General features: G+C 48.7%; 15 protein-coding genes. 2 read left to right on the top strand and 13 right to left on the bottom strand.

Annotation, left to right across the window (positions count from 1 at the left end):
• Positions 1-96: 96 nt before the first annotated feature.
• Entirely contained in the window at positions 97-2,910 is a 2,814-nt protein-coding gene (locus AB3N00_RS16455; RefSeq protein ID WP_413035559.1) for a calcium-translocating P-type ATPase, SERCA-type, read from the bottom strand.
• A gap of 440 nt (positions 2,911-3,350) precedes the next feature.
• Between AB3N00_RS16455 and AB3N00_RS16460 the strand changes: the two genes are divergently transcribed.
• Entirely contained in the window at positions 3,351-5,096 is a 1,746-nt protein-coding gene (locus tag AB3N00_RS16460; protein WP_413035560.1) for an NFACT family protein, read from the top strand.
• 87 nt (positions 5,097-5,183) lie between these two features.
• Here the strand turns inward: AB3N00_RS16460 and AB3N00_RS16465 are convergent, their stop codons facing one another.
• The 7 genes from AB3N00_RS16465 to AB3N00_RS16495 form a co-directional block, all read right to left on the bottom strand.
• A complete protein-coding gene (locus tag AB3N00_RS16465) occupies positions 5,184-6,041 on the bottom strand; it encodes a PHP domain-containing protein (RefSeq protein ID WP_413035561.1) in 858 nt (285 codons plus the stop codon).
• Positions 6,042-6,096: 55 nt separating this feature from the next.
• Positions 6,097-7,008, bottom strand: a complete 912-nt coding sequence (locus AB3N00_RS16470) for a selenium metabolism-associated LysR family transcriptional regulator (protein WP_413035562.1) — start codon at positions 7,006-7,008, stop codon at positions 6,097-6,099.
• 135 nt (positions 7,009-7,143) lie between these two features.
• Entirely contained in the window at positions 7,144-7,581 is a 438-nt protein-coding gene (locus tag AB3N00_RS16475) for a hypothetical protein (RefSeq protein WP_175395687.1), read from the bottom strand.
• A gap of 318 nt (positions 7,582-7,899) precedes the next feature.
• Positions 7,900-8,946 carry a glycoside hydrolase family 18 protein gene (locus AB3N00_RS16480; protein ID WP_413035563.1) on the bottom strand — a complete coding sequence of 349 codons (1,047 nt, stop codon included), beginning with the start codon at positions 8,944-8,946 and terminating at the stop codon, positions 7,900-7,902.
• Positions 8,943-11,570, bottom strand: coding sequence for a transglutaminase domain-containing protein (locus tag AB3N00_RS16485; RefSeq protein WP_413035564.1), 2,628 nt, complete (start codon positions 11,568-11,570; stop codon positions 8,943-8,945). The genes AB3N00_RS16480 and AB3N00_RS16485 overlap by 4 nt, the downstream gene beginning before the upstream one ends.
• Positions 11,567-12,604 carry a carbohydrate-binding family 9-like protein gene (locus AB3N00_RS16490; protein ID WP_413035565.1) on the bottom strand — a complete coding sequence of 346 codons (1,038 nt, stop codon included), beginning with the start codon at positions 12,602-12,604 and terminating at the stop codon, positions 11,567-11,569. Before AB3N00_RS16490 ends, AB3N00_RS16485 begins: the two co-directional genes overlap by 4 nt.
• A gap of 14 nt (positions 12,605-12,618) precedes the next feature.
• On the bottom strand, positions 12,619-13,905 hold the full coding sequence (locus AB3N00_RS16495) for an alpha-L-fucosidase (RefSeq protein WP_413035566.1): 1,287 nt from the start codon (positions 13,903-13,905) through the stop codon (positions 12,619-12,621).
• A gap of 142 nt (positions 13,906-14,047) precedes the next feature.
• Here AB3N00_RS16495 and AB3N00_RS16500 point away from each other — a divergent pair, with 142 nt between their 5' ends.
• Complete coding sequence (locus AB3N00_RS16500; protein WP_413036057.1) at positions 14,048-16,330, top strand: helix-turn-helix domain-containing protein; 2,283 nt, start codon at positions 14,048-14,050, stop codon at positions 16,328-16,330.
• 95 nt (positions 16,331-16,425) lie between these two features.
• On the opposite strand, the gene AB3N00_RS16505 is transcribed toward AB3N00_RS16500, so the two are convergent.
• From AB3N00_RS16505 to AB3N00_RS16525, 5 genes are all read right to left on the bottom strand, one after another.
• Positions 16,426-18,045, bottom strand: coding sequence for an extracellular solute-binding protein (locus AB3N00_RS16505; protein ID WP_413035567.1), 1,620 nt, complete (start codon positions 18,043-18,045; stop codon positions 16,426-16,428).
• 39 nt (positions 18,046-18,084) lie between these two features.
• A complete protein-coding gene (locus AB3N00_RS16510; protein WP_413035568.1) occupies positions 18,085-18,993 on the bottom strand; it encodes a carbohydrate ABC transporter permease in 909 nt (302 codons plus the stop codon).
• Between the two features lie 13 nt (positions 18,994-19,006).
• A complete protein-coding gene (locus tag AB3N00_RS16515; protein ID WP_312884286.1) occupies positions 19,007-19,915 on the bottom strand; it encodes an ABC transporter permease subunit in 909 nt (302 codons plus the stop codon).
• 642 nt (positions 19,916-20,557) lie between these two features.
• Positions 20,558-20,821, bottom strand: a complete 264-nt coding sequence (locus tag AB3N00_RS16520; RefSeq protein ID WP_095290540.1) for a YlbG family protein — start codon at positions 20,819-20,821, stop codon at positions 20,558-20,560.
• Positions 20,822-20,907: 86 nt separating this feature from the next.
• Positions 20,908-21,348 carry a YlbF family regulator gene (locus AB3N00_RS16525; RefSeq protein ID WP_175395696.1) on the bottom strand — a complete coding sequence of 147 codons (441 nt, stop codon included), beginning with the start codon at positions 21,346-21,348 and terminating at the stop codon, positions 20,908-20,910.
• Positions 21,349-21,375 lie beyond the last annotated feature (27 nt).

Below are 21,375 nucleotides of genomic sequence, written 5' to 3' on the forward strand. Positions count from 1 at the left end.
TTACAGAAAAAAGCTATCCTGCAAAATGCCGAAGGCTCTCGCCTCGAATCATTTTGAGGATAGCATATCGAAAACAATAAGGAAAAGCTATTGATTTTATGCTGAAAACTTTGTACTTTTCGGTACGAACCTTCCAGGACCCATCCGGCGGCGGTTACGACGGCCTCCCCAGACACTGCCTGCTCCCATCAGGAACGTTGGGATCCCTGCGGCAACAATGGAAATTGCCCATTCACGCAAGCCAAGCGGTACCGTCTTGAAGATCGGCTGCAGCGGCTCCACATACATAACGACCAGCATGAGTACCACAGATGAAATGACCGCGAGAACCAGATATTTGTTCTGAAGCGGATTTCGGTGGAAGATGGAGCGAGAGCTGCGGCAGTCAAATACATGAATAAGCTGAGCCAGGACGAGTGTCGCAAAAGCCACGGACTGTGCCTTGATGAGCTGACCCGGTTGATCCGGAGCTGCTTGAAGCGTAAGCCAGAACGCACCCAGTGTACACAAGCCAATTAACACACCTCGGCTGATGATTTTCCAACCCAGTCTCCGGGCAAAAATATTTTCCTTGGCACCTCTTGGTTTGTGCTCCATCAGATCTTTTTCCGGCTGATCCACACCGAGCGCCATCGCAGGCAAGCCATCTGTCACGAGATTCACCCACAGAATCTGAATCGGCACGAGCGGCAGCGGTAGCCCCATCATCATTGCAAAGAACATCGTTAATATCTCGCCCACGTTCGAAGCAAGCAAATATCGGATAAACTTGCGAATGTTCTCGTAAATATTACGTCCTTCCTCAATGGCCGCTACAATAGTAGAGAAATTATCGTCACTGAGAATTAACGCGGATGCCTCTTTCGTCACATCCGTACCCGTGATGCCCATCGCGATACCGATATCAGCCGCTTTGATCGCTGGCGCGTCGTTGACACCGTCCCCTGTCATCGCTACAACATGGCCTTTGCGCTGCAGTGATTTTACAATCCGGAGCTTGTGCTCAGGCGACACCCGGGAGAAGACGTAGATGCCCTCTACCTGTTTATCCAGTTCGTCGTCCGTCAGTCCTGCCAGTTGCTGTCCGCTTAACGAGCCTCCACCTCGCGGAAGAATACCCAACTGCTGGGCAATGGCCTCAGCCGTGGTTCCGTGGTCACCCGTAATCATGACGGTCCGAATGCCTGCTCTGCGACAGGTAGCAATCGCATCTCTGACTTCACGACGCGGTGGATCAATCATGCCCGCGAGCCCTACGAATACAAGCTGGTTCTCGGCAGCATGTTCGTCGTCCACCTTTTCATCAGGACGCACCTCACGATAAGCCATTCCAAGAACCCGCAGGGCTGCCCCGGCCATCTTCTCGTTTGCAGCCATCACTTTCTGTCTCAACGTTCCGGTGAAAGGCACAACTTTGCCTTCCCATAGAATATAACTGCACTGTCCGATCAACACATCGGGGGCACCTTTCGTATAGATCATACGGCCTCCCTGATGCTGGATGAGGACAGACATCCGTTTGCGGTCCGAATCAAACGGGAATTCCTGTTGACGTGCATATAACTCTTTGAGTCCGGCAGGGGTAAGGCCCATTTTGGAAGCGAGGGTGACGAGTGCTCCTTCGGTTGGATCACCTTTCAGTTCCCATACCACGCCGTCTTCCTTGACGATTTCCTTCTTGCTATCCTTCCCCTTCTTCTTACTGCGTTCCTCCGAAAAGCTCTCCACAATACTGGCGTTATTACATAGTGCACTGATCTGAAGCAGTCTTCGCAGCGTCTGGTCACTCTTCAGCTCCACCGTGCGGCCGTCCTCCAGCATCTGTCCTTCCGGAGCGTAACCGTCCCCGGTAACCTTGATACTTCGCCCTTCCAGCCATACATCGGTGACCGTCATCTTGTTCTGGGTTAACGTGCCTGTCTTGTCCGAACATATAACTGAAGCACAACCAAGTGTCTCGACAGAAGGCAGCTTGCGTACAATGGCTTTGCGCTTGATCATCCGCTGTACACCCAGCGCGAGTGCAATCGTCACGATGGCCGGTAAACCTTCAGGTATGGCAGCTACCGCCAGACTCACGCCAGCAAGGAACATCCCCACAGCCGGTTGTCCATGCAAAATACCAGCCACAACCACCATTACGGTAAGTCCCAGCGCAACAAAAATGAGTATTTTGCCAAGTTGCTCCAGGCGATGCTGTAACGGTGTTTCCTGTTCTTCGGTATTTTGGATCAGATCGGCAATTTTGCCCATCTCGGTGTCCATGCCAGTCCGAATGACAACACCTCTGGCTGTCCCGCGGGTGACCATGGTACCCATAAATCCAATATTTTTCTGGTCTCCGAGCGGCACGGCATCATCCTTAATGATATTGCAATGCTTGCTTACAGGGACCGATTCCCCGGTGAGTGCGGATTCTTCCACATCCAGACTGTTCGTCTCCAGCCAACGTACATCCGCCGGAATGCGGTCTCCACTCTCCACAAGGATGATATCGCCAGGGACCAGCTGTTTGGCAGCAAGCTGCACTTCCTGACCGGCCCGAAGCACTTTGGCAAGCGGAGCAGACAGCTGCTTCAATGCGCGCAGGGAACGCTCAGCCCGGAATTCTTGCACAAAGCCCAGAATCGCATTAAGTACGATGATGGCAACGATGGTTACGGCATCCAAATATTCTCCGAGCAATCCGGATACCAGTGTTGCCCCCATCAAGACAAGTACCATAAAATCCTTAAATTGATTTAGCAGTAGTGTAATGGGAGATATGCGTTTCCCTTCACTCAGCTCATTTGAACCCGCTGCTTTCCTTTTCTGTGCGACAGCTTCATCCGTCAACCCTTCCTCAAGATTGACGTCAAGCTTGCTGCGAAGCTCCTCTACGCTTAGTTGATGCCACTTGGTCTGTTCCATGCTTCAAGGTTCCCCTCCCAGTCTATATTTCCTGTAAAAGACGTTCATACATCTGCGCCGGCTTGCTAACGGCAGCTGCATGTTACGCCGGACAAACTACCTGCTCTATATGTATTCGGACAGGACCCCGATTAGCACCCGGATGGTGAATCCTTTCCCTGATGGACAGAATAGGCTAAAATAAAGGTCTGCGGTCATAACGCAGCGGAAGCCGAGTTAACTTATTGAGCATTTTGCATAAATCCAAAAAGCGACCTCCAAACTCCAACATGTAGATCGAAATGGTTTTGTTCGTCTATATACTGTACTCGGGAGCGAGTGAAATCGAATGATGCAAATTGCTGTATGCAAGAGCAAGTGACAACGAACTGCAACCGGTTCTATTTTTTACATATTCCAGTTGTGCGTTTCAGTTATAGATAGAGAGGAAGTTGAAAAATATGGCATTGGACGGCATTGTTACACGAGCCATCGTACACGAATTGCAGGGCTGCAAAGGCGGCCGCATCAGCAAAATTCATCAGCCCAATGGTCATGATGTCGTTTTGACCCTTCGTGCCCAACGCGGGAACAGCAAATTGCTCATATCGGCCAGTCCGACGTATCCCCGTGTGCACTTTACGGAGAAAACATTTTTAAACCCTACAGAAGCACCGATGTTCTGTATGCTCCTGCGCAAGCACTGTGAGGGAGCCATTATAGAAGAGATCCGTCAGATCGGCATGGAGCGGATCATTCACATTGACGTTCGCCAGCGCGACGAGCTCGGTGATGTGTCCGTGAAACGAATCATCATTGAGCTGATGGGTCGTCACAGTAATATCGTGCTGCTGGACCCAGTCACTGGAACGATTCTGGACGGCATACATCATGTAACCCCTTCAATCAGCAGCTATCGGGTCATCATGCCTGGTTTTTCCTACACAGCCCCACCGGAACAGCACAAAACCAACCCGCTTGAGGTGAACCATGCTGATTTTGTCAAGGGTTATACCGAAACGGAAGATGAAGCTTCCCGCTGGCTTGTCAATTCATTTAGCGGACTAAGCCCACTGATTGCAGGAGAGCTTACTGCTCGTGCATCCGCTACTAATCATGGAGATGCTCAGCCCGAGGCGAGCGCATTGTGGAATGCATTTGAGTCTGTGATGGGACCTGTAAAAGAAAACAGCTACACGCCTGTAACCGGGCTGAATGCCAAAGGAAAAATGATTTTCTCTGCTGTTCATCTTCAGGGCATTCAAGAGGCGGAAAAAACCTATGATACGATGAGCAAATGCATGGAGGATTATTACGGAGATAAGGCCGAACGGGATACGGTGAAGCAGAAAGTGAGTGATCTGCTGCGGTTTCTGCAAAATGAACGAAGCAAAAACGTCAAAAAACTCGACAATCTGAACAAGGATCTGCTGGAAGCCGACGATGCGGAAAAATACAGATTATGGGGCGAGCTGTTATTTGCTTCTCTTCATCAGATCAGTAAAGGGGATAAAAGTGTGGAGCTTGTAAACTTCTATGACGAAGATCAGGCAACCATTATCATTACACTTGATCCCCTGCTTACCCCATCAGACAATGCTCAGCGTTACTTCAAGCGGTACAACAAATATAAGAACAGTCTGGCTGTCATTCACGAACAACTGGGCAAAACCAAGGACGAGATTGTCTATCTGGACAACCTGCTGCAGCAGCTGTCCATCGCCTCCATGAACGATATTGAGGAAATCCGTGAAGAGCTTGTTCAGCAGGGATACCTTCGCGACCGGAACAAAAAAGGCAAGAAGAAAAAGAAAAATGATCGTCCAACGGTACATCAGTTTACTTCTACAGAAGGCATTGATATTCTGGTGGGTAAAAACAACTTGCAAAATGAGTATGTCACTAACCGTCTGGCCAGTGCCAACGATACCTGGCTGCACACCAAAGACATTCCAGGCTCACACGTTGTCATTCGCAGTACGGACTTTGGCGAAGCTACGTTGGAGGAAGCTGCACAGCTCGCAGCCTACTTCAGTCAGGCCAAGGAATCGAGCAGTGTTCCCGTGGACTATACCTTTATTCGTCACGTACGCAAACCAAGCGGTGCCAAACCAGGCTTTGTCATCTATGATCACCAAAAGACACTGTTTGTAACGCCTAACGAAGAACTGGTCAAAAGCTTGCCATCCACCATTAAAAACGGATAAGGCAGTGCTTCATACCCTATTGTAAAAAAACCAAAGCCCCAGAACAGAGAATCTCGTGTTCCGGGGCTTTTTCGTTTTCCCATTATATTAACGTTCTGCCGCTGCACGCAGCTGATCCAGCACGCCAACTGCAACCGTCTTGCTCCCCAGATCCCCGTGAAAAACAACTCCCTGTCTTACACCGTGGTAATCTGAGCCGCCTGTCACAATCAATCCAAATTCTCGTGCCAATTCGGCATACCTGCGTTCCTCTTCCGGGCCATGATCCGAATGAAATACTTCGATCCCCTCCGGCCGGGATTTCTCGATAATTTGACGAACCAGTTCATCATTCCCGTACAGACCTGGATGCGCGATCACCGCAGCTCCTCCCGCCTCTCTGATCCACCGGCAGGCATCTTCAGGAGCTACACGTGGAACCGATACAAAACCCGGTTTTCCTTCGGCCAGATAACGATCGAATGCATCCCGCATATCGACAGCATATCCTTTGCTGACCAAAACATCAGCCATGTGCGGTCTGCCAATGCTTTCGTCCGGCTCCAAAGGACGCCCGAGCCCCTCAATGACTTCTTCCCAGCTGATGGCAAGCCCGAGCTCCTGCAATTTGGCAATGATGCGATGATTCCGTTCCTCACGCGCTTCGCGGAGACCATGCAGCCGTTCCAAAAAGAGTTCATCCTCTATATTCACATAATACCCCAGCACATGGATGTCTTTGCCTCCTGCACGGGTACTGATCTCTACTCCGGCAACAACATCGATGCCCTGTTCCAGACCGGTCTGCCGGGCTTCTGCCACACCTGCTACCGTATCATGATCCGTGATCGCTACTGCTGACAATCCTTTTTGTTTTGCCAGCTTTACGTTCTCAGCAGGTGACTGCATGCCGTCTGAAGCCTGACTGTGAGTATGAAGGTCACAGCGTCCGTTAAGTTGATCCATTAACAACATCTCCCTTGTATATGTGTTATCGGATAGCGATTATTTGTTCCTTTCTCTATGCTCCCTCCACTCCCGCGTGCTCCTGCTGTCTCAAGTAGTTTAAAAAAGCGACTGCCGATAGAGGAAGCAAAGAAGACTTCAGATGAATTGCATAGAATTGTCGCTTGAACGCAAGTCCCCGGATATCGACAATATGGACCAGTCCAAGGGCAAGTTCATGTTGAACGGATGAAGGAGATATCATGGTAATGCCCACACCGGCTTCCACTGCCGATTTCACCGCCCCCGTACTTCCAAGTTCCATCACTACGTTCATGTCCTGAGGATCGATGTTTTTCTTTTGCAGTTGATCTTCCATGACCTGTCTTGTACCAGATCCCTTCTCCCGCAATACAAACGGATAAGCCATAACCTCTTCCAGCTCGACTTCTCCGCGATCAGCAAGTGCATGGCCTGCTGGAACAACCAGCTTCAGTTCATCCTGCATCACGGGTTCCACAATCATGTCCGGATGATGGATCGGTGCCTCGATCAGACCAAAGTTCAACTGGTGTTTCAAAATATCGTCCATAATTTGTGTAGTGTTCATCACTTTCATTACGATGGAGATATCCGGATACTGACGCGCGAAGGGACCGAGCATCCGTGGCAATACATATTCGCCAATGGTCAAACTTGCCCCGAGCTGTAACCTTCCCTGAAGCATCTGTGTAAATGCCGACATTGCTTCATCGGTCTGCCTGACCAGCTCCACGCTTCGCTTGGCATGTGGAAGTAATGTTCGTCCGGCTTCGGATAATTCTATTTTTTTGGTTGAACGGTGCAGTAGCTTCGTGCCGAAATAATCTTCCAGCGATTGAATCTGCATCGTCACCGCAGGTTGTGTCATATGTAAGGCTTGCGCAGCTGCTGAGAAACTCCCCTTTTCTGCCACAGTGTAAAAAATGTGCAATTGATGAAAATTCATATCTTCGCCCCTCTTCTGTACGCTTCCCTCATTGTAGCCGATTTTCCGAATTCCAACAAAAAAAGCATGCAGCTTGTCTGCATGCGATGTAGCCTAAATATATCAGTACAAAAATGTGAATGCTCCTGTAAATCACTACTTGTGCTTACGGCTGTTCTTAACCAGAGTCATTCGTCTCGAATGTCTCAGCCAGGAATAATATGACTTCAGATCACGGAGCTCAATCGTCTCTGACATTCGCCCCAAAAAGGTTACTACAATCATCTTGTGAAGAGGATTGCCGGCGATATCATATTCCCCCTCAAGCTCGGAAAATTCCGCAACCACTACCACATCTTCGTCGATGAGGTAGACGTCCTGCTCATTACGGTAGTATGGCGTAATACGGTCCTGCTTCAGACACTCCCATAACCAAGCCGCAATATGGTCATCATCATTACGTGTGGGCTCAATACGGTCTGCGTACCGCATTTTGGCATGATGGGTAATGACGATGTCGGCCACTTTTTTGTCTCCAAGAGCTACGAAAAACGGCTCATAGGTGCTCCAACGTTGCATCACCTTATCACGCATGGGAATCACTCTCCACCAGATAGGACTTTCTATCTATTTATTACCAAATATATTACAACATAAGTCCCGTAAGCTCAAGGCATAAGTGCAGATTTTTTCACAAAATCCGTTTTGTGCCTTATTCATCCAAAGTACGGCCAAAAATCAGGGATAATCAGCTGCCATCTCTTTCTATCTTAATCCTTTTTCGAAAGAAAAGGAACCCGCGAAAAGCCGGATTCCACTGGTGAACTTCCTTTTTCGGTTCTGCACCTCTTTTGTCAGCGTCAATGCTCCTCTGAGAATGCTATGATTTTTGCTCGCCGGGCCTATCATGGTCTATAGTGCATGCTGCCCGGTACCGAGCTCGTCTCCCATCGTTTTCAGCAGCTGATGTGAAGCGTCACATTTATATTCCCAGAACATCACCCCGGCAAGGTCATGCTCAATGATATATTCGCATTTTGCTCTGATCGATTCCGGATCATCGTAAGAGATGAACGTGCTCCCGTCAAACAAATATGGTGCCTTCGCCTCATCATCCCAATGTCTGATATATCCGTTAAGGCCAATATACTTTTCACTTAGCTCCGTATATTCCGGGCCGTAGCCTCCGGTCGTCTCAGCCATCTGATGCAACCCGTTGTTCCGGTCAGGTACACCCTTCCACATCCGTGAATAGAATGCGGCACCGATGACAAGTTTGTCTTGGGGTACTCCGGCATTAAGGAACATTTGTACCGAGGCATCCGTGCTGATCCGATACAGATCACCTGTCGCAGTATAGAGATTGGTATGGTGTCCTGTCAGGATCTGAAATCCCCCACGCATGTCATAGGTCATCAGCTGCACGTAGTCAAGGTATTGCTGAACCTGATCCATTTCCGTACCGTCAATGTAATATTGGTCAGCACCGGCCGCAATGGTCAGCATGTAATACCTGTCATCTTGCTCACCCTGTTTCGTCAAGGCTGCCCTCATCACCTTTAGCAGCAGCGTGAAGTTAGGTTTATCCTCCGCGGAAGCAGCAATACCTGCCTCCCCATAACACGGGTATTCCCAATCCAAATCAATGCCGTCCAGCCCAAAGGTTGTCACTGCCAGGACTGCAGACGCCGCCAGTTTCTGCCTGCCCTCCTCAGTCGCTGCCGCTTCCGAGAAGCCGCCTGCACTCCAGCCCCCGACAGACAGTATCATTTTTAAATCCGGGAAGGCCTTCTTCATCGTCGAAATCCGTTCCATATTCTGCAGATGACTGGTCTGAATGACACCGTCCTCAATGTGGCCAAAAGCAATATTGATATGCGTCATCCGACTTAGGTCAACCTCCGACACTTCGTTTAAATCACGATGGCCGACATATCCGATAATCCATCTTTTGCTCATTTGCCTTCTCCTCCAATCAGCTGTGAGCTAACCTGAAGGGCTTCCTTCACAGCACCAATCCGGTAACCGGATGAGACATAACGAATCCGATAGGCCTTATCCAGCACGACAAGGTGGGGATACCCGGACTCTGTCGCTCCAGAGCTTCGGAGCAGTTCTGGCAATGAACCAGCAGCGGCCTCTCCCAGTCTGATTTGTGGTGGCAGCATCTCCTGCTGTTCGCTTTTCAATTTTTTGCTTGTACCCGAAGAGCCTGTAATTAATACAATCGGCACATTCTGCTCCGCCAGTTCCTCCCTAAGATCAGCAAGTTCCTTCAGCAAATGCATGGTCGGTTCTCGCTCTGGTTCAATCCATGACAGCAGCATGCCTGAAGCCGTTCCACTCAGACTGTGGTCAAGTGTAGCTGCGCTTCCATCCTGCCATCGCAGTTCCATATTCTGATCCACTGTCCCAAGGACAGGAATCTCTTCTTCTGCGCTGCGGAAGGTTACGGTCACTCGGACTTCCTCCCCTTCTTTTAACTCAAAATAAGTAAATCGTGATCTCACCGTGCCATCTTTCAGGCGAATCCCTGTTGTCATGCGGTAAAATCCTTCCTCTGCTGCCAAAGGCTCGGCAAACAGCTTCGTCTCTCCATGCGGAAAATGCAGAGTCACATATTTCCCCTGAACAAGGCGGGCAATAGAAATATTCTGGTAATAGGAAGCCACCGGCGTGTTCCGTTCTGCCTCTTGTTGCTCGAGACGAATGGTCCCTGTCAGCTGCTTCACCTCTTCCTTGCCGCCAAGATCTGCAAAGATCCAGCTCCCTCCCTGCCAGTACTGTGGCTTGCGTTCACTTGGATGCAGACGGGAAGGAATGCCGAGACTGCGGCAAATGGAAACAAACAGGATTGCCAGAGATTCTTCATCCCCAGCCATTAACCAATAGGTCCCTGCTGCTGTACCCTTGCCTTTCAGATTGGGCAGATCCTCCGAATGAACGTATTTCTCCTTGAGTCTTGCAGCAAGAAGTGAAGGATTTTTCACCATTGCATCTTTCTCGTCTTGAACAAAGGCTGCCTGGAACCGCTCTCTGTATTCGCCAAGCATCTCAAATGAAACGCGTGGACATAGCACGTAGGGAATAAACAAGGTATCCGGCAGCATGCCGCGCAGAGGAAGCGAAAAATTCAAGTGATCATGCAGCACCGGGCGGAACGTATCAATCAAATCCTTACTGTTCAGCGATTCCAGCAGGAGCAGCGGCCACTCCCCGTGCACAGGGGTACTTTCTATGAGAAATTCGGCAATTTCCTGTCCATTTCCGCGCGCTTTTTGCATAACGTCCCATACTCTTGCTTCTGGAAGACCCAGCTGCCTGGATAGATTTATACTCTCCCCATTTGTTATAAATGTAGCTTCAAACGCTGTGCGAATATCCGCTCCCTCTTTCAAACGCTGCTGATGCAGCGACTCGGCTTCTTCTGTCAGTTCCGGCAAGTTCTCGCCCTCTGTCACGGACGGAGGAACCATATCGTAATCGACGATTCCACTCTCTTGCTTGGGCTGACTTTGCAGATCCAGCACAAGTTCCAACCGATCCGTTTCAGCAATCGTCACCTTGCGCTCCTGCCACTGCCCTTGAAATACCGCACGGATAAGCAGATCTCCATATCCCGTTTTGAAGACCACTTGTCCATCTTCATCTGTCACGAGCTCTGCAATCGGATAAAATTCGGCCATGTTATACAGCTCGAATCGCACGGCAGCTCCCTTCACTGCCGCTCCGGTTTGATCCTTGACCGATACAGTCACCTCTCTTGTCGGGGCATAATTCTCCAGGAGATTCAGCTCGGTGTACCATTCTGTCGCAAGCGTAACATCTTCCGGACCATGATAGTTGCCAAGCACTCTCGTATTCATCAGCATCGAGCGACGTGCAGGCGGTGTAAACCATCCCTGGTTCAGCCTCGCTTCCGGTTCACATGCGCCAATATAATACCAGATTCCGTCAGCCCACGCTTCCACCCAGGCATGATTGTCATCACAGTGGGCCCAACGAGGGGTATATACCTGACGGGCAGGAATTCCAATACTGCGCAGTGCGGTCACCGCGAGCGTTGATTCTTCTCCGCAGCGGCCCTTTGCACTCCGTATCATCGTCAGCGGGGAAACGGTTCTAAGGTCACTGCCGGTGTAGACTGCCTTTTCGTGACACCAGTAGTTGGCCTCCAGTATCGCTTCTGCCATCGTAAGCGGCATGATGCGCTGTCCCAGCTCTGCGTAGAAGATCCCTCGGCAATCCTCTATATTTTCCGTATTCACCCTGCATGGCAGGACAAAATGCAGGAACAATTCATCCGGTACCCGCTGGCCCCACGGAACCTCTCGCCGGATCTGCAATGTTGATCTCACATGACTCAAAAAAAGTGCACCCGGAACATCTGCCAGGTCCTGAAGCGGACTGTAAGCATACACAAACTTGAGTGCCCACTCTTCTTCCTCAGACAGCGGCTCCCGAAATACGGAAAAAATTTCGTCAGCCCGGGTTCCGACAAGCTCCTTTTTGACGCGAAGCTTGTCTTCAATACGATTCATCTCTTCAGGAGTAAGTGAAAATACCGACGTTTGCACACTCATACCATATCCCTCTCCTTCCACAGGTTTCCGTCCTCGCGAATGACCCATTTTCCGGTCCCGTCCGCAGTTGCAGCTGATATCTGAAACAGGCGGTCCACAGCATAAACCTCAGGATGAACTTCCACATCCGAAGTCCAGTCGAGCAGTGACAGATCTTGTGTAAACGTCCCTTTCATCTCCCTGTAATTACGCTGCAGGTAATACAGCTTTCTCAGCTCCCATTTAATGCGTTCGTCCTGCGGCATTACAAAATCGTGCGGACCGTCTTCATTCGCAAACACAACATACCCCCACAGTTCGGGATAATGCATATTAATGAGTCCCATCGGTGACCAGACCCAGTTGTCCTCGGGATACGGCTTTCCAGTAGCGGGATTAATCACTTTGCGGTAAGTACCCTCCACCACATCTACCTGCCACTCCACCCGTGAAAAATTGACTCTCCAGAATTCACCAGGCAGCGGTGCACGGTGTTCCTTGGCGCACTCTTTCAGGCTGATCCATGGAATAGCAACCTCAACAGACCATTTCCGGTTATTCGCTTCCGGGCGATTCAGCTCACCGTCAATATATACGGCTGTCTTCAGCCCTTTCAGATCCCAGCTGTCCAGCGGCGGACCTCCGTCCCTGTAAGGCTTGATCAAGAGCAGATCCCAGACCGTATTGAGAGCGTTAATTTCAAATTCATAATAACCGTGGCTGTCCCCGTCAGGATCAATGAAGATTTCAAAATCGTTGTCGTAAAAAATGACGGAATCGCGTTCGGTTAACGTCGCCCAGATCTGGTCTTCCCAAAGCTCGGCCCCGAAATAAAAATGATCATCATCCCACAGCATTTTAACCCGTGTATCCTTCGCGGGAGCAGGACGAAGGTCTCCTTCAATATCGACAAACGTGTCCGTCCATTCCGCCTGATTCCAGAAAGGTTTGTCCAGCCTGCCATCAAGCACCAGCTCACCTTCTGAGCGGCGGCAAATATAGTGTTTGGGCTGATAGGCATCCATATGAGGAATGGGTACGCCACTTAGCATCATTACGATCCCTCCATTTAGTTATGAGTAACGACCGCTCCGGATCCGCCGTACATGTTAACCTTCTCATCAAACTCCAGCTTCACTACAGTGGTCAGTTCATGAGTATCTTCACCGGTCAGATGAATCCAGGTTGTCCCGGGAATTTGGAACCATGGTACTCCGCCATGAATGTCATACGTCAGTTCTTTGCCAGAATGCAGTACGGATACTTTTTTGATTTTATTACAAAGTCCCTTCACACAGATGGTTTCCTTCGGATCCCCGTGTACAAAAAGATAGAGTGTCTTTTCATCTGCCGAAAGAGTACTTCCGTCTCCGTAATACCGGCTCATAATCCCTTCCCTTGTCCCATAAACTGCTTCTTCATGCGCTCTGATCCAGTCGCCGAGTCCAAGCAGGATCGCTTCCTGTCTCTCATCAATCGTACCGTCCTCCTTTGGCCCGATATCAAGCAGCATGTTGCCGCCCATGGAGATGCAGTCACAAAACATGCGTACGATCTGATGCAGTGATTTATAATGTTGATCTGTTGGAACGTACCCCCAAGAGGAGTTGATCGTTGTGCAAAATTCCCATGGCCCGTCCGGCCGCGTAATCGGAAGCCCCTGTTCCGGTGTCTTGTAATCCCCATGCCCCTGCAGACGTGAATTGATGATGAGGTCCGGCTGCAGCGATTTCAAATACTGTTTGAATTCAGGCAGGTTCCACTGCTCCTCGCTTCGTTCCCAATCCCCGTCAAACCACAGCAGATCTACCTTGCCGAACCCGGTAAGCAGTTCTTTCAGTTGATGGTTGTTAAACTCAAGGAACTTCTGCCACTTTGCTTCATCCTGAATACCGTCCACGGGAGAAGAAAACGGATTGGCAGAACCAGGATCATCCGGAACTTTGCCACCTTCATAAACACTTGGGTAATCCGGGTGAGACCAGTCGATCAGCGAGTAGTAAAGTCCGAGCCGAAGTCCCTTTGCTGAGATCGCATCCGCATATTCTTTGACGATATCCCGTGCTGCTGCTGTCTTCTTTACGGTGTTCAAATCACTGTACTGTGTATCCCACAGAGCTACCCCGTCATGATGCTTGGTTGTCAGCACAGCGTACTTGGCACCCGATTTCTCTATCAGGTCAGCCCACGCGGAGGCATCAAACTTGGAGGCAGTAAATCCTTCCATCTGCTTCATGTAATCGTCATATGTCATGCGTCCATTGTAGAATGACCATGATTCCGCCACTCCGTCGACCGCATAAATTCCATAGTGAATAAAAATCCCCAGCTTCGCATCCTCAAACCATTTTTGCATGATCATCCACACCTTTTCCTCTACGATATTGAAACCCATGCGTAACCCTTTCAAAAAAGCTATGTGCAAACCATTTTTTTATTGCTATCATTTATAAGAAATGGCGATTCTCCAATGGAAGGAGGCAGCATTTTACGTGCGAATGGACTATTTCAAATCCAAGCTGTTCCTGAAGTACATTTGGTCCTACCTGTTCATTCTGCTAATTCCTCTCGCATTCATGACCGTGTTCATCTATGAAAATGCCGTCAAAACCCTCCGCACTGAAATTGAAAGCTCGCGTCTGGCCCAGCTATCACAAACCAAAGTCACCATTGACAGTCGCATGAAAGAGCTCAGCGAGATCGCTTCCCGGATTTCGTACGACAACCGGCTCTCTTCCTATCGGGTGACCAATACGCAGACCAGCCCGGAAGCCATTCGCGCACTGGATCAGTACAAGGCGACCAGCTCCATGATTGATGAAATCTATCTTTATTTCCATGATGACAAACGCATATACTCCAGCAAAGGCCTGACCGACTTTGAGGTGTTTGCCGACAATCTCAGCTTTGAGAGCTGGGACAAGCAATCTCTGTATAACGATCTAAACGAAACCAAGTACCCTACCGTAAGACCTGCCGACGTGGTGACCAAAACCGGAGGAGTGCGGGACCGCAAGCTCGCCTATCTTATCCCCATAACTCCAAACAGCCTGAATCCGCATGCGACTGTCATGGTTTTTATCAAGGAGTCACAGATTACAGATCTGATTGATTCCATCCTGGGAAACTATCAAGGCCTGACCTTTGTTCTTGATGTTGAAGGACAGATTCTTGCCGCCAACCATCAGGGGGATACACTTAGCACTAATGCATCCGCTGCCTTGTTCAATACCATCACACCAGGCATTCAGGAACGGAGGCTGGACGGCAAAGATCATTCCATCGTATCTGTCCAATCGGAATCCAACGGCTGGACCTATATGACTGTGATGCCAAGCTCCCAATTCTTCAGCAGTGTACTGGATGTCCGCAGTTTCATGATGCTGATCATTGGCATCGTAGTGCTAGTCGGAGTCGCGGTAGCTCTCGTTCTGGCCAGAATGCAGTATCAGCCAATCTCAACCCTGGTCGAATTTGCCTCCTCCCGCTTTCCGGAAAAGAAGAATGCCGGAGAGCCCGGGTATGCCAATGAACTGGAACGGATTCGTTCCGCTTTGCAGAATTACAGTTCCCGCATTGATTTACAGGAACCGTTTGCCCGCAATCAGTACTTGTCCACACTGATCAATTTCGGAAATTCAGATCCGTTGTCCCCTGAACTGATGCAGCTGTTCGATCTGAAGCTGGACAAGGATACTCTGTTTGTCATGGTCATCGGCTGGAATGGGTCCAAACACTCCGATATGGAGCTGCGCCGCCGTATTGCGAGCAGTCTTGCCCATATCGAGCTGCCGGACCTGCAAGCAACAGGTTATGGCGTTGAACTGCCACAGCTGGACCAATTCGGTGTGATCATGAGTTTTGATGCCATAGAAGAACTGGACGAGATATCCTCGATCAAACAAATCATGGAGCACGTTCGCGGCATGCTGCTGGACACATTGTCCATCGCGCCGATGATTGCTGCCGGAAGCGGTTATCGGCACCTTCACGAGTTGAATCAATCGTACATCGAGGCCTGCTCTGCCTTTGATCTGCTCGTGCCAGGGGAATACGGGTCCTCTGCGCTATTTGAAGAAATGTCCAAGACACCAAGCCATTCCTTCTGGATTCCGAACCACATGCAACTAAAGCTGGCCCAGAGTCTGAAGCAGGGTAATTCCGATGTCGCTTCCCAGATGATTCGCTCTTCCGTGAGTAGTCTGCAGTCATCCATGCTGCCAGCACTGCTTGTACGCTGCATCAGCTTTGATCTGCTGAACACGATATTGAAGACAGCTTCGGAGCTCGGAGAGCATCATATGCTCCAACAGATTGCTCCCAACATGGTATTTAGCAGCTCGCTGGAAGAGCTAGAATCGGTCCTGCTCTCGCTTGCCTCCCAGCTATGCGCCGAGGTGAACCAGGATACACAGCAGGAAGAACAGACATTAATAGACCGAATTGTAGACTATATCGACACACATTTTACGGATCACAATCTCAGCTTGGATACGCTTGCCTATGAATTTGAAGTGTCTCCTTCACATGTCAGCCGTTCCTTCAAGGAAAAGACTGGCATCAATTTCATCCAGTACATTTGGCAAAAACGACTCGACAGAGTGTTTCATCAGCTGCAAACTACGGATACCCCCTTGAAAGATCTCATTCAGGAAGTCGGGTATCTGGATACACCAAATTTTATCCGCAAATTCAAGAAAGAGACCGGGCTTACCCCGGGACAATACCGCAAGCTTCATCGCACCACAACCAATGATGCAGGGGCTGACTCTGCAAGCTAAGGAACAGGAAAGCCAACATGCGATCGTGAAGGATTGCCGGTCGATGTTGGCTTTTTTTTCATTTCAATAGGTCGGTTAATGGAATTCGCTTACGTTTATTGACCCGCAGCATTCCAGGTATCGTAAACTTCCTGATAGATTTCTTGAATCCGGTCTCCGCCCATCTTCTTCATTTGTTCGACATAGCTATCCCAATTGGACAATGGCTCTTCCCCGGTTACAAACTTCGCTTCCATCTGCTTGACATACGTATTCAGATCAGACAACAGTGCCGAAGCTTCATCCTGCTGTTCGGTGGTCAAATAAGCATTCGGGAACGGTGCTTTACCAATCGGTATGAGCTTTTCCTGATTTTCCTTTGCAATCCACTCGTCAAATTCAGTCGTAAGGCCATTCGTGAGTTCCGGCGAATTATGACCTGGAGTCAACATGCCAAAGTTTGGAGTAATGGTGCCTCTGTACTCTTCACGGTCGCCGCCTCCCGGAACAGGCAACCATTCTTTTTCATGCGTATCTTTGTTGGTATACTTCCACAGCGTGCCTTCAGGACCTTGATTAAAGAGCGTTTGCCCCTCAACGGAATACAAATAGTCGATCCAGCGCATGGTTGCTTCCGGATGCTCATTCACACTTGTGATGGCAAATGTCCCATTCGCGGAGAGGCCCGGATGCATTCCATAAACAGGAGTTCCTGCAATATCACTCGCCACCGGGGTCATGAGCGGATTTTTCATTGCCGCGTCCGGGTCGCCGCCAAGTGTAAAGTAGGAGAAATAGTCATTAAAGAGAGCAATTTGATTGTTTTCTCCCTTGGCTTTTTTCTGCTCAGGCGTCTGGGAGAAAGTTTCGTGATCCAGCAGATCCTCTTTCCACAATCGATTCATGAATTCCAAATAACCTTTGTAGCCTTCCTGCATCGGACTGTAGAACACCTTGTCTTGTTTATCCACGTATACGACAGGGTCATACATCCCCCAGAAGCCTAGGAAATACATTCTCAGATCGTCAAGTTTCACGGAAGTCAGCGGAATTTCATCAGCTTGGCCGTTGCCATTCGGATCTTCTGTCTTTACCCGCTTCAGCAATGCATACAATTCCTCTGTCGTCTTCGGCAGTTCCTTCACGCCAAGCGCTTCCAGCATACTGCCGTTATACCACATCGGGCTTCGATACCAGACTGCGGCACTGTCAATGAAAGGAAGGGCGTAAATATGTCCTTCGGGAGTTGTGAACGATTTGCGAATATCCGGATTTTCATCAAACAGCTTTTTAATGTTCGGAGCATATCCCCCTTCAATGTACGGCTCAAGCGGAATAAGTGAACCTTGGGTACCATAGGTTACCTGCTCTGCCGGTGTAAGATCGGCTCCGTACAATACATCAGGCAAATCACCACTTGCAAAAACAAGGTTTTTCTTGGTTGCAAAGCTGTCAATCGGAGTGAGCTGGAATTCAAACTTGATGTTCGTAAGCTTTTCCGCTTCCTGAATGACCGGCATCGTATTCCAATCCGCAACGCCTACATCCTGGGACATCATGGTCAATGTGATCGGCTCCTCCACAATAGGAAAGCCCTCTTGTTTTACCCCTGTCTCTTCCGGCGTCCCCGGTTCAGCGGTTGAACCGCCCTCAGGAGAGGTTCCGCATGCCGCAAGCATGCTTGCAGCAAGGATCAAACTTAGAAGAACCGTTGACTTCTTGTGAGCTCTCTTCATGACAACAACTCCCTTTTCTGATGATATATATGGTATAGATCAGCCCTTAACGGAACCGATCATGACACCCTGAACAAAGTAACGCTGCAAAAACGGATATACGATAATAACCGGCAGTGTGGATACAATGATCACTGCATAGCGAACGAGTGCCGCTACTTCGGCTTTGTTATTCAGCGCTGAGGCAGCTGAACTGTCCATCATGCCAGAACCCTGGGCCGACATTTCCTGCAGCACGAGGATCTGTCTTAATACAAGCTGAAGCGGATATTTTGCCGAATCATTCAAATAAATCATCGCTGAGAAATAACTGTTCCAGTGCCCTACACCGTAGAAGAGCGCCATAACGGCTATAATCGGCATGGACAGCGGCAGTACGATTTTGAAAAACAGCTTAAAATTAGAACAACCATCAATCTGTGCGGCTTCCTGAAGCTCGCTCGGGATTGTTCCCTGGAAGAAGGTACGGGAGACGATGATGTTCCATACCGAAGCTGCGGAAGGCAAAATCAGTGCCCACATGCTGTTAATCATGCCAAGCTCCTTAATCAGCAGATAACTCGGTACCAACCCTCCGCCGAAGAACATCGTGAACATAAAGACGCCCATAAAGAACCCTCTGCCAACCAAGTCTCTTCTGCTGAGCGCATACGCCGCCGGAATGGTGACCATCAGGTTCACAACAGTACCAACAACCGTATACAAAATGGTGTTGGCATAACCTGACCAGATCCGCTGATCCTGAAGTACTCTTTGATACCCTTCAAACGTAATATCTTTGGGAAAAAGCCACATCGCACCCGAAGCCACTTCTTTCGGATTGCTGATCGATGCACTGATCATATAGACCAGTGGATAGGCTACAAGGAGAAACGCAAACGTAACGTAGATGTAGTTCAGTGTCAGAAAAATTTTGTCTTGTCTCGTTTCTTGTATACCGGTTAACATGGTTCCCCCTCCTTTACCAGAGACTATTCTCACTCGTCTTGCGTACGATCTGATTGACCGTAACGAGCAGGAACGCATTAATCACAGAGTTAAACAGGCCCACAGCAGTAGAGAAGCTGTATTGTGCATTTTCAAGACCCGAACGATATACAAAAGTGGAAATGACATCTGACGATTCCATGTTAAGCGGGTTTTGCATGAGCAGGATTTTTTCAAACCCAACTCCAAGCAGACTTCCCATATTCAAAATGAGCAGAATCGTCATTGTTGGTACCAGCACGGGAATGTTAATGTGCCGAATTCGCTGCAGTCTGTTTGCCCCATCTATAATCGCTGCTTCATGTAAGCCAGGATCCACTGCCGACAACGCAGCAAGGTAAATGATTGTACCCCAACCCGCACTTTGCCACACGCCGGAAAGCACATATACCGTCTTGAACCATGCCGGGCTTGTCAGAAATGCAGGCGCATCGATGCCCATCCATTCCACAAAACGAATCAAGATTCCGGTGGATGGAGACAAGAAGGCAATCACCATACCAACCATCACGACAACAGAGATAAAATGAGGCGCATAAGTAACCGTCTGGACCAGCTTTTTGAATCGTTTGTGTTTCAGTTCATTAAACGCCAGTGCCAGAATAATCGGAATCGGAAACCCGACAGCGAGCTCATACAAACTGATGCTCAGCGTGTTCCACATCAAATCCCAGAAATAATAAGATTCAAAGAATCGAACAAAGTGATCGAAACCTACCCAGGAACTCCCGAATACTCCCCGTACCGGATTGTAATTTTTGAACGCAATCTGGATACCGTACATGGGTCCGTAGTGAAAGATGAGAAAATACAGAAATGCGGGTGCGATAAACAAATACAGCTCCCAGTTCCTCCAGATTTTTTGCCATCGCTTCCTGCTGATTTTCGGCTGGTATAATGTCTGTTGCTGATTGACCGTTTTTACTTCCTGCACACAGGATCGCCTCCTTCTGTCGTTTCACATGTTTGGGTCGTGCGCCGCAGGAAAACGTTGGAAAATTCATTTTACATGTTAGTTTTGTTGGCGCAGCTTTAGCTTAACAATAGAGGATCACGCATTTTTTCGTAAATATGTCATTTTGTCAAACCGCATAAACATTGATACACCAACGTTTCGTAAGATTTTAACTCTATTTTTACAATCGTGAAATGTGTTATTTTCACCAAAAAGAAAGCGATTCCATTTGCAAAAGTGGAAAATTACCAATTGAAAAATTGGCATACATACGATCTATTTTACATCATTTTTACTTTTTCTTTAGTGAATGTGACTTTATTGCGTCATTTTAAATAACATAATACTAACAAGTAATTAGATAGGTTAAGTGCGGATATTGTTTTTTTTAAAGTAACGGAACATCCACCTATTCGGTATGTGTATCACGTTATTGCTTAGCTGAGATTGAGCCTTATTCCTACAAACAAAAAAAGCCGCCAATGGGGCGACTTCTATTGCAAATATGTTTTTTGTATATTTCCACACTTATGTCAGCCCAACAATCATTGCGATTGGTGAACGTATACGTTATATCCCATAAAAACTTGTTTTGTCCATCGTTTTGCTGGCATACTCTGTTTTGATCTCGTTCCGATAGGAACGTTCAATCTTGCGCACATAGGAAAGCCGCTTCACATTTTTCATCGTATCTTCAGCCCGCTCTGCATTAACGTACATGACGACATAATGCATTCGGCGGGAAATGTAATGAACGGTACCATACTTTTCGAGGTTGCGGGCCGCTTTTAAATCACTAACCCAAATAATAAATCCTGTCCTTTCCGCAAACATCATCTTCCCCGCCTCTCTTATAATGGAGACCGGACACTTCGAGGAGAAGGTCCGGTCTATATGGAATTTAATTTATTGGAATTCAGTTAACCGCAGCTGCATTTGCCGCCGCTTCCACAGCCGCCACCTTTGGGATTCGGGTCATTGCTTGGAACCTTAATGGTGGTGGACACTGCGTAAGCAATGGTCTCCGACATCTGATGCAGCATCTCATCCAGCGCTCTCTCCGCCTGCTTGAAACGGGCTACTGCCTCAATTTGTTCCAATTCCTGTTCCAGAGCTCTCACCTGATCTTTTGCTGCATGATAATCCGGGTGGAAGTGTCCAAAACGCTGTGTTTCTTCAAACAGTTCCTTTTTGGCATTCAGCTTGCGTATTCCAGCTTGGATCTCCGGATTGGTTTCAACTTGCTGCTTCCAATATAAATAATCCGATACTTCGGCAGATTGGTTAATCATGTCGCCCAGTTCATATGCGCCCGTCAACACTTGGGCCATATCGACCGTGTTCAATTCCGCTACGCTCATGAAATTCATCCTATCTATATATAAAGT

The sequence above is a fragment of the Paenibacillus xylanilyticus genome (assembly GCF_047246825.1).
Taxonomy (GTDB): Bacteria; Bacillota; Bacilli; order Paenibacillales; family Paenibacillaceae; genus Paenibacillus; species Paenibacillus xylanilyticus_B.